Genomic DNA, 13,923 nt, shown 5'->3' with positions numbered 1-13,923 from the left:
GAGCGAGGAAGCCAACGAATGGGTTTTGGCGTTCTTCACCAACCAGGCTTCGTCGATACCAAACGCGCGACAACCCAAACCAAACACGGCAACGACAGCGAGCGCAACGAGCGCGGCGATCACGCTGACGTCGAGATCTTTGCCCACCATCTCTTGTATGGTCGACAACGAAATCGAGTGGTACGCCGTCAGCGGGTTGGTGTAAATGTCAAACGCGTGGGTGTGCCCGGCTGGTTCGACGCCCGGCGGCACTAGCGGTTTGTTGATCGCGTACGAGATACCCATCACAATCAGCAACAACGACATCATCCACAAAGATGCCGACCTCCATCCGTAGTGACGTCCAAACCATAGCGGCGTTGCAAAGTTCATACCCGCGCCCAAAATCAGCAAAGTGAACGAAGCACCCGGTGAATTGGCGTGTTGGAACATCATGCCCATTTGGCTCATCGCGAGCATCGGTGTCGCGTAAACCGGAACCGCGACAAACAGCATTTTGACCGGTGCCCACCAATCGTCCCGTTCCACCGAATGTTGCATCGCACCGTATGGCAGGACGGCGGCGAGCAGCGCGAGACCTGACAACGCGACAAATGTGATTCCCAGAGTCGTGCCGGTTGCTTCCCGAGCGAAGTGAACCACGGTGGCAGCGATCCGGCGCATCCCAATGAGGTGATCACCCTGCGAGTCGTTCGGGTCCTCATCGGAAACCTCGTGGCTCGATCGCTTGATGAACGCGTCCCAGAAGAGTCCCAACGTGGTGACCACGATCAGCGAACCCAACGCGAAGAGAATGATCACCAACGGTCGGCTGAGCGTGAGGCCGTAAAGAAGCGAGAGAGGGTTAAACAGAGGAGCCGATAACGCGAACGCAGACATTGCCCCCGGTTTAACTTTGGCTCGACGCATTTCAAACAAGATCGGAAGAACGCCGATCGAACAAACCGGCAACAACATGCCCACCAACCAAGACTGTGGCAACGATCGCCATTGGTCACCACCAAACAAACGCCGGGTGCCCTGATGCCCGAGGTAGTACCGAAGAATGGACGCGATCAGCAATCCCACCAACAACGTCGGGGCGGCTTGAGCGAAGCCCTGCAAGACTCGGATCAGTCCCCCGGTCAGCATCATCGAAACGGATTGATTCATGATTCGTCTTTCACGAAAATGGGGAGTTGATCGGGGATCTTGGTCGAGGAAACTTCGATCAGGTCACAGAGCGATTCCAACTGCATGCGATTGCTGTCGGAGAGGTTGCTGGGGTCGCGACGAAGATTCGCGATCATGGATTCCGACGCATGGTAGAGCGGTTCCCAATCCTGTTCGGGCAGGTTGGTGTCGGCGGCAATCTCTGCTGTCCAACTAACGAGGTCATCGATTTCCGAACGGGTTTGCTCGGTGGTCTCCGGTGAGGAGAGGCGATCGCGTATCTTCACCGACAGGTCCAGCAAGTCATCGGGCCAGTGATCCGCGATGATGTGGTCGTGCTCGAAGTGGGAGGTCTTGGCGGTTTCCTCGTCCGAACTGCAACCGGTGATGAGTATGGGAGTTGTAAGGTTGAGGAAGGCGAGCGAAGCGAAGACAAGACGCCGACCAGGCGACGCGATGTTCATTCGTGTCAGGGAGGTACGGAAACTCATTATCGGTACTCCGGAGTGGGGACGGAGTTAAGCAAGCGTTCGATCACGTCGTCGACGTTTTCGGTCGTGGTGAGCAAACGCACCGCGAGCACGGGGCCGGCGACATGAACGACGTCGCTCGGCGTTACGAAGTCGCGGCCTTGCAGCATCGCCCATGCCTGAGCGATTCGCTGCCACAACAGCATGCCTCGCGGGCTGACACCCAATTGGATCGCAGGCTCGTTGCGGGTCGCGTCGACGAGATCAACGAGATACTCACGTACCCGAGGGTGAACGGTGATCGTACGAGCGGTTTCCTGCAGAGTTGCCAACTCCTCGAGCGATAACACGCTCGAGAGTGTGTCGACCGCAGTTTCCTTGCCCGAGGCTGCTTCAAGAATGTCGATTTGTGAGGCGCGATCGGGATAGCCGATTTTCAATTTGATGGTGAATCGATCGAGTTGGGCTTCCGGCAGCGGATACGCACCGTGGGAGTCGATCGGGTTCTGAGTCGCGATGACGAAGAACGTCTTCGATAGGTGATAAGGGGATGCATCAATGGTGACTTGCCGCTCCGCCATCGCCTCCAACAACGCACTTTGAGTCCTCGGTGTGGTTCGGTTGAGTTCGTCCGCCAACAACACGTCGGAGAAGACCGGTCCGGGATGGAACTCAAACTCGCGTGTCTTTTGATTGAACAGGTTGAACCCGGTCACGTCAGACGGCAATAAATCGGGTGTGCACTGCACACGAGCGAGTTTTCCTCCAACGCACGAAGCGATCGCTTTGGCGAGTGTTGTCTTGCCGGTTCCCGGGAGGTCATCGAGTAACAGGTGGCCATGAGAAAGCAAACAGGCGATGACCATTTCGACCGCCTCGCTCTTGCCCAGTAGCACGCGGTTGAGTTGCTCGCGGAGTTTTATCAATGACTCCGTTTGTGGAGATGTGTCGGCAGTGATGTCGGTGACACTCATGAGCGCGGCTCCGATGCGAGTCGTCGGATCGTTTTGATATTGAGATTCATCAGGAGTTCATTCGAAAGAGATGGTTGGTGGAGCACACCAGGGAGTGAGGAGAAGGCAGCCTGATCGGCCGCGTCGCAAAACCGACCCGCGGACTCCCGAAGGGCAGCGTGGGTGGACGTCAGCGATAGCAACCAATCGCGCTGCGGAAGGCCAGGTCGGCGAGGGCAACCGGCGAGTTTCGCGCGGGTTTGTAGGATTCGCATCGCCAACGACACCCGGCCTCGCGGCCAGACCATCGAACCGATCGGATACAACGCACCCAATCCAAGGTCGATCCAGGTCAGGCGTGTCGCGTACAGCACTGCGAGAACGGCGAGCAGAATAAGACCGTGGATCCAATACGCCGCGGCGAATCGCTTGGTGACCAACCACATCGACGGACGATAGATCGGCTGTTGAAACGTTGGGGTTGGTTCGATTTCAAACCAACGACCGTCGGCTAATTGGATTTCTGTCCAAACGTGGACATCCTCCGGCAACACGTTGCTGTGCCCCGCGCCGACGTCGATCGCGGTCGGTCGGACATAAAAACCGGTGACCAAGCGTGATGACAGACCGAGTTCTCGCGCCATCAACGTCGCCGTCGTCGCGAAGAGATGGTCGCCTCCCCGTTTGGTTTTCAAAAACTCCGACACTGGTGTATCCGAGTCAGTCGCAAACGTCCGGTCAAACGTGAACTCATTCCTCAGCCGATCGACGATCGCGTGTAGTTTCTCGAGAGGATGTTCGCAGTCAGCGGTCCATGACTCGACCAAGTCGGCCAATTCTGCCTCCTGAGGCTCATCGGAGTCGGTGGTAGACACCTGCTCCCACAGGACGTCTTCGAGGACCGTTTGTGACGCCATGTTCACGACGGTCATCTGCGGAACCTTTTCACGACCGGGCATGAAGTAGCAGCCATCGTCGTCGATTGCAAAGAAGTCTTGTCGATCAACATCTTTGATGTGCAGACCCGCCGTCATCATCGGCGTCGGCAACCGTGTCGAATCCAAACGCAGCACTTTGAGTTGATTGACGGCGGTGTTCGGTTGAGAATCACCGGTCTTTCGGATCACGAGCGAAGGATCGCAGAACCATGCCGCGCCTTCGTTGGCTTGTCGAACGAGATTCTCATTTCGATGGGATGCGGAGTTGGACCATTCCACACCGTCGAATGAATCGTAACGGTTCATCGCGAGCCGGATGCCCGTCGGACCTGCCCACTGAATCACCGCGTTCTCAACGGCATCTTTCAGTTTCAGATGCTTTTCGGCTGGCATGCGATCGATGGAAAAAGAATTGCCACCCTTCTCGCTCTTGGCGGTCTTCTGGTGAGCTTCCAAGACGCGTTCTGCGGTCAAGCCTTGGCGGCGTTCCCACTTCATCTTCCGTTTGGGTTCACCAATGGAATCGCTGAACATGTCAAACAGCGTCGATTCGGTGGATTCCAAGAACAGGTCCGACTCCACCGCACCAAACGATTCCGCATGGTCTCTCGCAGCAATCGCCGCATCACCGGTTCCGACGCCACTGCGAGCGGCCGGGTCCGACCACTTCGATCCACCGCTCGTCGGCATGAAGCCAAACGTCAACTGAGTGGAATCATGGAATCGATCTCGAACAAACCAACCGCTGATGCCACAAAGTACGACCGCGGCCAAAACAGAGGCAGGGCGAACGCCGTGGGAACGTTGAACGTTTTCAACCGCACATAAATCCAAACGTTCCCAGTGGTTGGCCACGAGATGCCACACGCATCCCGCCATCCAGGTAATCGCAATTAATACGGCATACTGGCTATCGGAAATTGCCACCGCGAAAAGGGTTAAGAATCCGGATGCGATTAATGAGGTGGCACGCGTTCTCGCCGAACCGATCGCCATGCCGAGAGCCGCAGCACCGAGCATCGTCAACATGGTCATTTCGTAGGCGATCGGTGATCCCGTGAAACGAGCAATGAACGCTGCGACCAACGGCACCAGAGGAACCGCCGCTGAAATGATTGGCGTTTTACTCGATGCAAACAGGGCACCGGTGAAGCAAAACGCGATGCCGAGCATTTCCGCGATGAATAGGGTTCTCGATTCGACCCCGTAACGCAGAGCGCTGACTGCGAACAAGGCGAGGAATGCGAGGACTGTCGCTTCGACCGATTGGCGGCTCAGTTTTGAATTGGCATTGGACAGCAGGTCAGATAGCAAGCGTTGCATACTGCACCTCCTTCCAGAGGCCCGCCAGAGCAACCGACAGATTTTCGTGACGTCCGAATACGAATTGGCGGCGGTTCCCATTGCCACGTCGGCAACCGAGTGGATTTTCCACACGCACAATCACGTCGCCATGAATCGAACCGGTAATGCAAATGTTCGGGCAATTGCCAAACGGTTCGACCGGGTCACAGGCCTCGCCGTCGATCGCGATGTCTGCCAGGGCATCAAGCATCTTTCGGCGACCGTGTGCGCCAGAACCATACCGGAGTGGTCGTTTGCCCAATCGAACGTCGGCTGCGATTCGTGATTGATGCAGCGATACGAGGATGCTCGTCGCCACGCGGACGCGGCGGGCCAACGACTCCCGGTCGGTATGAAGGTGGGTGTCTAGCAGGACCTGCACGCGTGACGTTTGCGGATCACCGCGTTCGGTCACGATCAGCGATTCGCAGCGTGCCGATGCGGCCCAGTTCACGTGTTTGGCCGAGTCGCCGCGTCGGAACGTTCGGACGCCAACGAAGTCACCGCTTTGACCGCCTCGATGCCCTTCGCCTTCGTTCGCGTTGTCGAGACCGGTGACCGGCATAACGCCGTTGATCGGATAGGCTTTGGGCCAGACTGTTAAAGAGTCAACGGCGAACAGGTCACGGCGAGCCGTCCAGATTCCAAAAGGGAACGAACACGTGACTTTGGGTTTCACCACGGGGTAGTGCCCCCGCAATTCCGGAGTGACCTCCAACCCGTAGTCCGCTCGACACAACGGAGGCACCCGCGTCAGTCCGACGTTGGGTCGGTTTTCGTCGGTCGTTTGGGAGTCAAGGTATCCTTCGATCGCCAATCCCATGACGGGAATTGGCAAACGGTTGTGAACGCTCACTACCATTCGGCAGGAATCGTCTTCGTGAACCGCATTGGTGGACGGGCGAAGCTCACACCGCGTCACGCGAACCGCGATCCATGGCCACACCATTCCGGTCGCGATGATGGTGGCCAACGAAGCGGCGAGGGGCCAACCGATCGGGCTGAAATACAATCCAATGAGAACACTGGCGAGAGTCGCCAACGCAAACCAGCCGACGGGTTCTTTGAGCCAATAAACAAAACGATTTGCCCACGGACAAAAGTCGGTCGTCATCATGCGTGACAGCCAACCTTTTTCGTGAGGCGCAGCATGGGCAGTTGCCATGGGACCGAGCCTTGAGAACGGAGAGAAACGGGCAGGAAGTCAGCCGCGTTCCACTCGCAAACCCAATGGCAGCGCGTAGGCGCATACGGACCTAAGGCTGGCGTGGGAGAGGGATCTGCTGACTTCTAAACAGACGAGTGCTTTGGCGCACTCGGAGGCCCGCGAACGGGCGGTCCCGACCGTTCGATGCTCGAAAGCGTGAAGTCCTCTACCGGAGCGATGCCCCGAGGTGTCGGCTCGATCGTTGCCGTGACGAACACAGCCAGCATCGCCATCGCGTGACGCGACAGGTAGAAGTTCTGGCAGATACTGCACGTATCCGGGTCGTGCTCGTGCGAGGGAGCATCCTGTGACGGAGTCTCGGAGTTGGGAACGTCCGAAGATGGCCCGTTTGATGCGGTGGCCGCGCCGTGGCAGTGGTGATGGCAGCAGCAGGAGAGTTCGGCAGTGGCTCCGCCTGATGACTGAGCCTCTCCAACCGAGTGTTGAATCGTCCCACAAGACGACTCGGGCCCACAGCATCCGACGTGCAACCATCCTGCGACGTTGCTGGTCAGCAACGACACGAGGAGGAGAGAAACCGTCTGAAGGCGTGGTTGGAACACGGTTGGGAAGTCAAAAGAGAAAGCTGTGCAAAGCGTCAGCGAGGGCACTTGCCCTTGGTGCAACGGTCTGCCAAGCAGAGCTGTATTCTGCTCTGCTGATACTCGCCGTCAACCGCGATTGTTCACGACTCCGGTGGCGTTTTCCGAGATTTATCAAATCTGAACCACGTGGGAACACCATCTCCTGGTGCCAAGACTTACCCTTGTGGAGGGGCGGGTGGCTGTGCCGAAAAAGAGGCTGTTGTCACGGCGGGCGACTTCGCAGTCCCTGCGGGCTACACCCAGACGCGACATATTGCCATCGACCCAGCCGGCTTACGCGACCAGGAACCCTCGCGTAAAAAGCACGTAGTTAATTGTTGACAAAAAACGGTTGGCGGACATCTGCGGATACAACCAGTCCCCTTACCCGCCCTTAGCCGCGCGATGGCGACCCATTGGCATTGAGCAACCTCCTCTCGGGAGGACGCTTGTTTCCCGCAGTCGCCCGGCCAGCAGTGTCTTGCCAGGCAGTGTCTTTCTCGGCAGTGTCTCGGCAGCAGTGTCTCGGCAGCAGTGCTCCGCCATTCGACTCGTAGTTCCTACCCAACCTGTTCGGAGTTCGCTCCGGAAAACCATCCCACTGCGTAGCCAACCCGCCGCGTGTCTTCCCTATCGTGATGGGGTGTTGCCCGGCCGAGCAACGAGGGACTGTGATTGCACGGGCTCAAACAGCCCACTCGAAACAATTACCAATACAACCTCTGCCGGAGATTCGGACGATGAAATACCTGCTGCTTCTGTCTCTATGGATTGTCACGGGGGCACTCGTGCACGCCGAAAACACTCAGCCCAATGTGCTGTGGGTGCTGACCGACGACCATCGATACGACTCGATCCGCGCGTTCAACAAGATGCTGCACGGCCGCGAAATGAGTGAGCTCGGCTATGTCGAGTCACCCAACACGGATCGATTGGCCCAGATGGGGACGACCTTCATCAATACGTACTGTCAGGCTCAAGGGTGTGCCCCGTCGCGGGCATCGATGCACTACGGGCGATACCCGTTCCGTTCTGGGATCTACGAATTCGAGTATCACAACAACAACGCCGAGCATTGCCGACCAACGCTCCCGGAAACCATGGCGGAGCTCGGCTACCAGACAACACACGTTGGTAAGTTGGGTGTCCGGATCAAAACCATCAAAGGGAAATGGGCTGCCCCGCATCCGATCTACCAACAGAGTTTCTATTTCAAAGATCTCGCCAAAGACGGGCTGTGTGCGTGGGGGAAAGATTGGATCTCTGTCATCAACGGCCGGAAGTTTGACAAACCATTCCAAAGTCTCGAGTACTTTGTCACCCCAGATGGCACACGTGAATACTGTTCGCTCGAACTCGAGGAGTTGATGCCAGAGTATGCCGGCACCGCCGCTATGACGATGGAAAAGTATGACCTCCTGCGTCACTACAACAAGAAGAAGGGCAAACATGTCGACAGTGGGATGATCCTCGCCGGCGTCAGCGCTCGGGAAGCCGGGAAGACCCGCGACGGGTACTACGCATCGATCTTCGTCGACTTTCTAAGGAACCAAAACAAAGCGTTCCGAGTTGGCTCGCGAGACTATGACGGTGTTGATACGAGCAAGCCGTTATTCTGCCACATCGGATTTGACTTCCCGCATACGCCTGTATTGCCACCCGCCGACTATCGCAAACGCTTCCAACAGCACGACTACAAGATCCCGGTTCTTGACGAGAAAGAACTCGAAACCATGCCGGCTCAACTCCGTAAGCAAGTCGCCCACGGTTATTCGGATCATTTCACCGATGCGGAAAAGCTCGCCATGATCCAGGACTACTACGCGTTCTGTGCGTATGGCGACACGCTCGTCGGGCAAGCCACCGATGCGTTCATCGAGTACAGCGAATCGCAAAACCAACCTTGGACGATCGTTTACGTTTGTGGCGATCATGGTTGGAAACTGAACGATCACGGTTCGGTGTCCAAGTTCACGCCTTGGGACGTCGACAGTCACAACCCGATTGTCGTTGTCTCGTCAGACAAAGAAGCTTTTCCCGCCGGCAAGGTTGTGACCGACTTCACCGAATTCGTCGACATCGCGCCGACCATTCTCGCCGCCGCCGGTGCGGATTTGGATGACGCGAAATACGACTATCTCGACGGCAGTGACTTGGCGGGAATCGTCTCGGGCGAGATCCCATCACGTGACTACGTGATCGGTGAAAGCCATGCCGTTATCGGCCCGCGTGCCTTCATTCGAACCAAAGACTATGTGTTCTCGATGCAAACGCGACCCAGCAAAAAGCGTGGCGAGGACATGGATTGGGCTCGAAACACATCGTACGAAGACCTCGATCCGGCGCTCTATCACATGCCGTCCGATCCGAAGGAAGTTAACAACCTCGCGTTCAATCCGGAATTCCAACATGTCGCCAGCGCGATGAAGGAAAAACTGCTCAACATTGTTCTCGGCGACAATCGTGTCGAAGTCGATTGGGGCGGTAACAAGGCACTCGGAACGGAAGTCTTCCGCAGTAACTTTGCTCCGGGCGCTCACGATAGAAAACTCAACTTCTAATACGAAGGAATACTCCATTGCTCAGAATACTCGCACTCTTTCTCGCGGTCGCTGCGCTCTTGCCGGCAATGGCAAACGCAGAGGACCGGCCGAACATTGTTTTCGTTCTCGCCGATGATCTTGGACTCGGCGATGTCAGCTATTATGCACGAGCGATTCAGAATAAAGAACCATTCGTAGAAACGCCCAACATTGATTCGTTGGCGGCGCAGGGACTGTGGTTTACCGACGGGCATTCCGCGACCGCTCTATGTGCACCGACTCGCTATGCCGTGATGAGTGGCAACAACAACTACCGTTCCTACGCACCGCCGGGAGTGTGGAGCACGTTCGCACGGTCGGCGTTCAAGGAAGGTGAGGTCACTCTAGGCACTGTCGTTCGCGATGCAGGTTACAGCACTGGTTTCATCGGCAAGTGGCATTTAGGTGGTGACTTCTACGTCCCCGGTACGAAGACCATTTATCGAGGCCCCAAGTCCGGTGACCTGATCGGGAAAGTCGATGTGACACGATGGATCGGCCGCGGTCCAAAGTACTGTGGATTCGATTACGACTTCACCACGCCTTGTGGTGTGCAAGGGCCGATGTATTTGTTCTACGAGAATCAGCAGTGGTACCCGTGGGCCGACGATTCGGAAATTGTGTTCTTCAACGAAGACGTCGCCAAGAACCCGAAGGACGTCAGCGACAAAGGCCCCGGTCCCGGAGATTCGAATTGGGACACGCGTCAGGTCGGCAAAATCCTTTCGTCCAAAGCGGTCGATTTCATCCACTCAAACGCAGAGAAGGACTCGCCCTTCTTCCTCTACTACTGCAGCCCGATGGTGCACCTGCCGCACTGCCCGACCGACGAGTTTGACGGTCGGCAAGTCAAAGGCAGTTCTGTCTCGCCACACCTCGATATGACCGCCGATCTCGACATGCAGATCAAACGAATCGTCGACGCCCTAAAAGCAACCGGCGAGTTCGAAAACACGCTCTTTGTCTTCTCGGCCGACAATGGCGGGTTGCAGGATAAGAAAGCAGCCAAACAAATCGGCTATCAACCCGGCGGCGAGTGGAACGGTTCAAAGAACACGCCGTTGGAAGGCGGGCACCGCGTGCCGACCTTTGCCGTATGGCCGGGGCATATCGAACCAGGGGTAAGTGACGAGTTGGTTGTGAACCAGGATATGGTGGCCACGTTTGCGTCGTTGGTTGGTACTGAAATTCCCAAAGGGCAGGCTCAGGACTCGAATAACTTGTTGCCGCTGTTGACCGGAAACGGCAACTTCGAGAAGCGGGAATATTTCATCAATCAGGCAGGTGCAAACCAAGAGTTGATGCTCCGTCGGATGCCTTGGAAATTGATCATCCAAAGCAATTTTAAGCGGACGGTGTTCGAACCAAAGTCTCTCTACCACCTCGAAGATGATCCGCACGAAGATAAAAACCTAATCAGCAATCCAGAATTCAAAACGATCGTGGAGCAGATGTTCCAAGAATACATGGACATCGTCGAATCCGGTCGACCCACCGCACCGGGACGCTGAGGCGGGATGGCCGCTCGACTTCCTCACGCAACAAGAGAATTGAATCATGGTACGCCTCCTGGTCGTTTGGGCTTCGTTGTTCGCGATCGCTCCACCGTCATACGCGGTTGCCGAAAACGAACGACCCAACATTCTTTGGATCATCACCGATGATCAACGGCCCGATTCGGTATGTGCTTACAACCGGATCGTTTACGGGCAGGATGAAAGTCCACTCGGCTATGTCGAGTCACCCAATATCGATCAGCTCGCCGCCGAAGGTATCCTCTTCACCCGTGCGATGTGCAACTCGCCGGCATGCGGTCCGTCGCGTGGGTCGATGCATTCGGGACGCTATCCGTTTCGCAACGGTCACTACGCGTTCGAGTTGACGCACCAAAATCCCGATTTCGTTCGGCCGGTCGTCCCGCAGATTCTTCGCGAGCAAGGATATGTCACCGCTTCGTTCGGCAAGGATGACCCGTATATCTATCGATGGGGGCCCGGCCAAGGTTTTCATGACCCAGGTTTCTACGATGTGAAAGTTCACAACAAGCACAGTTTGCAGAAGAACGGAGTTGGTGACGTTGCCAGTTTGGTCGCCTTCGGAAAAGGTGGGCTCTTGGGCAGTACAGAGATTGTCTTTTACCCGGACGGGCGTCAGCGGAAATACTTCCTCAAACGCAGCAAGGGAAAGCCGACGCAGGAAGATCTGGATGAGTTGGCTCGAACCAACGAGGAGTTTGAAATACTCCGCTCTTACACGTGCGGTGGTCTGAAGTCGTTGATCTTCGGTGGTGAGAACCCCAAGCCAGCCGACGACACCGCCGACGCACACATCGCGACGGAGATGGCGAACTATCTGGCCAATGCCAACCGAGCGTACGAGACCCTTTGGGGCGAACAACGCAAAGGGGCTGATCCATCCAAACCGCAGTTCATTCACCTCGGTTTTCATTTCCCCCATACGCCCGTGTTGCCGCCCAAATCGTTCCGCGATCGTTTCAAAACGAAAGAGTATCGCGTGCCCGACTTTGACGCAGAAGAACTCGCAAAACTTCCGCCGCAACTCGCAAAGCTTTACAACCAATGCAAAGTTGACGGCATGACCGATGCGGAGAAACTGCAGGCGATTCAGGACTACTACGCGTTCTGTGCGCATGGCGACGCACAAATTGGAAAGGCCGTCGACGCGTTCAAGATGTACTGCGAAACGGCCGGTCAGGAGTATCTAATTGTTTTCACTATTGGTGACCACAGTTGGCATCTCGGGGAGCAAGGCATCGAAGCGAAATTTGGTCCATGGGGGCAATCGGTCGGCAATGCCGCGATTGTCGTCGCCAGCGACAAGAGACTCGTTCCCGCGGGCGGGCATTGTGACGACATGGTCGAGTTCGTTGATTTTGCTCCCACCATGTTGTCGGCCGGAGGTGTTGACCTAGCCGATCCACAATTTGACTTCCTGGACGGGGTTAGTCTGTTCGACGTGGCATCAGGTGCGGCGCCCAAACGCGAATACATCGTCGGTGAAATTCACCTCGTTGCCGGACCACGAGCCTACCTGTACACCGACCGTTTCCGTTTCTCGATGCGGAGCCGACCGTTTTCCGGCCAAGTGAACGAAGAGAACTTCGGCAAAGATATGAAATGGGCACTGGAAGCTCCTGTCGCTCAAGTCGATCTGGCTCTCTACGACCTCGAGCGTGATCCGCTCGAACGCAACAACGTGGCTAACGATTTAGAGTATCGCGAACTCGCCGCATGGTTTCGCAACAAGCTCGGTAACATCGTGCTCGGCGACGGGCGTGTGGAATGCGACTGGAGCCAACCGAACAGTTTCGTGATTAGCAATTTCGCGGAAGGTGCGGACGATAAGAAGGTGGACATTCCGGACGCTTTATTGCCCACGAACTGATCGTAGTCTCGACGGAAGTCATCGTGCCGCATCGTTTTCGCGATGCCATTCTTGAACCGAAATTCTTCGAGAATTCACCCGCGGGTAAATTGGATAGCTCGCCGTGCCGCGGTAGGCTGGTGAGAAATCTCTTGGCACCTGATTGGAGAAATCTAATGAAGACGTTGTGTTTGGTTCTGGTGGGGCTGTTTTGCGTTGTCAGCCCGTTGAATGCGGATGAGCCGCAGGCTCCTGCGTCGATGGAAATCATGATGCAGCAAATGATCAAACTCGGCACCCCCGGCAAAGAGCATGAGATGCTCGCTAAGTTTGTGGGTGAATGGGACTGCGAGGTGACCGAGTACCCGATGTTCCCCGGCATGGAGAAAACGGTCTCCAAGGGCGAGGCGGAATTTGAATCCAAGATGGGTGGTCGAGCGATCGAGCAAGAATTCGAAAGCGAATTCAATGGCATGGAGTACAAAGGAGTCGGCTTCCTCGGCTACGACAAAGGCAAACAGGTTTATTACAGCACCTGGATGGACAACATGTCGACGCAATTCATGTACGCCGAAGGAACCTACGACGAATCGACCAACACGATCACCGAGAATTGCGAAACGCACTGCCCGCTCGGTGAAATGAAAAACAAGATGGTGACGAAGTTGAAGTCAGACGACGAGTTCGTGTTTGAAATGTACGGGCAACTCGAGGGGCAACCCGAAATGAAGAAGATGATGCAGATCGTCTACACTCGGAAGTAACCATTCCGATTCGGATCGGAGGTGACAATCGCGTCCGGTTGATGGACGCGCGGCCGTCGGCGCGAGGGCGTCAGGACGCTACGCGTCGTTCCCTTTGACGCTGTCGATTTTGTCTTGCATGGACTGGTCACGGTCCGTGCGGGTTCCAACTTTGATACTCGTCGTGATGCGCGGAGCCCCCATCGCGTGTACCCGCGTGTGGCATTCTTTAACGGCCGCGAAAACATCATCCCAATCGCCTTCGATGTTCGTGCCGTATGCGTGGAGTTGGTGCTTCAATCCGGCTTCCTGCAATACTTTCTGACACTCGGCAACGTATTGGCTCACCGAGACACCGACGCCCATCGGGACAACGCACAAATCAATGATGACTTTCATCTCGGATGCTTCCTTTTGAGTGGAGCCGCAATCGGTTTTGGTTCACTGTTCCCAAAGTCTATCCACTCACGCCGCGGCAGGTAGCGTGCTGGGAGTTTAGATTCGGCGGTGAGCGACTTCCGGAAAAAGNGCTGACCGCTGGCGGCGAGAAATCTGGATATATGGAA

The 13,923-nt window shown here is 56.2% G+C and carries 11 protein-coding genes; 4 read left to right on the top strand and 7 right to left on the bottom strand.

What is annotated here, in order from left to right:
- The 6 genes from RSSM_RS29850 to RSSM_RS29825 form a co-directional block, all read right to left on the bottom strand.
- The coding region (locus tag RSSM_RS29850; RefSeq protein WP_008688702.1) for a permease at window positions 1–1,152 on the bottom strand (1,152 nt) is incomplete at its 3' end.
- On the bottom strand, window positions 1,149–1,643 hold the full coding sequence (locus RSSM_RS29845) for a hypothetical protein (RefSeq protein ID WP_236621488.1): 495 nt from the start codon (window positions 1,641–1,643) through the stop codon (window positions 1,149–1,151). The genes RSSM_RS29845 and RSSM_RS29850, both read right to left, overlap by 4 nt.
- The gene (locus RSSM_RS29840; RefSeq protein WP_008688698.1) at window positions 1,643–2,596 is read right to left on the bottom strand and encodes an AAA family ATPase; all 954 of its coding nucleotides are present in this window, start codon (window positions 2,594–2,596) and stop codon (window positions 1,643–1,645) included. The genes RSSM_RS29845 and RSSM_RS29840 overlap by 1 nt, the downstream gene beginning before the upstream one ends.
- Window positions 2,593–4,836 (bottom strand): transglutaminase-like domain-containing protein, encoded by a 2,244-nt coding sequence (locus tag RSSM_RS29835; RefSeq protein ID WP_008688695.1) that lies wholly within the window; start codon window positions 4,834–4,836, stop codon window positions 2,593–2,595. The genes RSSM_RS29840 and RSSM_RS29835 overlap by 4 nt, the downstream gene beginning before the upstream one ends.
- Window positions 4,817–6,022: a DUF58 domain-containing protein gene (locus tag RSSM_RS29830; RefSeq protein ID WP_144060225.1), complete on the bottom strand. Its 1,206-nt coding sequence runs from the start codon at window positions 6,020–6,022 to the stop codon at window positions 4,817–4,819. The genes RSSM_RS29835 and RSSM_RS29830 overlap by 20 nt, the downstream gene beginning before the upstream one ends.
- Before the next feature lie 125 nt (window positions 6,023–6,147).
- Window positions 6,148–6,627: a hypothetical protein gene (locus RSSM_RS29825; protein ID WP_044304022.1), complete on the bottom strand. Its 480-nt coding sequence runs from the start codon at window positions 6,625–6,627 to the stop codon at window positions 6,148–6,150.
- 761 nt (window positions 6,628–7,388) lie between these two features.
- Between RSSM_RS29825 and RSSM_RS29820 the strand changes: the two genes are divergently transcribed.
- The 4 genes from RSSM_RS29820 to RSSM_RS32040 all read left to right on the top strand — a co-directional run bounded on the left by RSSM_RS29820 (window position 7,389) and on the right by RSSM_RS32040 (window position 13,378).
- Window positions 7,389–9,209 (top strand): sulfatase-like hydrolase/transferase, encoded by a 1,821-nt coding sequence (locus RSSM_RS29820; RefSeq protein ID WP_008688688.1) that lies wholly within the window; start codon window positions 7,389–7,391, stop codon window positions 9,207–9,209.
- A gap of 17 nt (window positions 9,210–9,226) precedes the next feature.
- Complete coding sequence (locus tag RSSM_RS29815) at window positions 9,227–10,741, top strand: sulfatase family protein (protein ID WP_008688687.1); 1,515 nt, start codon at window positions 9,227–9,229, stop codon at window positions 10,739–10,741.
- A gap of 46 nt (window positions 10,742–10,787) precedes the next feature.
- Entirely contained in the window at window positions 10,788–12,635 is a 1,848-nt protein-coding gene (locus tag RSSM_RS29810; RefSeq protein WP_008688685.1) for a sulfatase-like hydrolase/transferase, read from the top strand.
- 155 nt (window positions 12,636–12,790) lie between these two features.
- Window positions 12,791–13,378 carry a DUF1579 domain-containing protein gene (locus RSSM_RS32040; protein ID WP_008688683.1) on the top strand — a complete coding sequence of 196 codons (588 nt, stop codon included), beginning with the start codon at window positions 12,791–12,793 and terminating at the stop codon, window positions 13,376–13,378.
- Between the two features lie 78 nt (window positions 13,379–13,456).
- On the opposite strand, the gene RSSM_RS29800 is transcribed toward RSSM_RS32040, so the two are convergent.
- Window positions 13,457–13,756, bottom strand: coding sequence for an MTH1187 family thiamine-binding protein (locus tag RSSM_RS29800; RefSeq protein ID WP_008688681.1), 300 nt, complete (start codon window positions 13,754–13,756; stop codon window positions 13,457–13,459).
- Window positions 13,757–13,923 lie beyond the last annotated feature (167 nt).

Origin of the sequence: Aporhodopirellula sallentina SM41 (genome assembly GCF_000346505.1) — a bacterium.
Taxonomy (GTDB): Bacteria; Planctomycetota; Planctomycetia; order Pirellulales; family Pirellulaceae; genus Rhodopirellula; species Rhodopirellula sallentina.
This window is presented reverse-complemented; position numbering and strand designations above follow the sequence as displayed.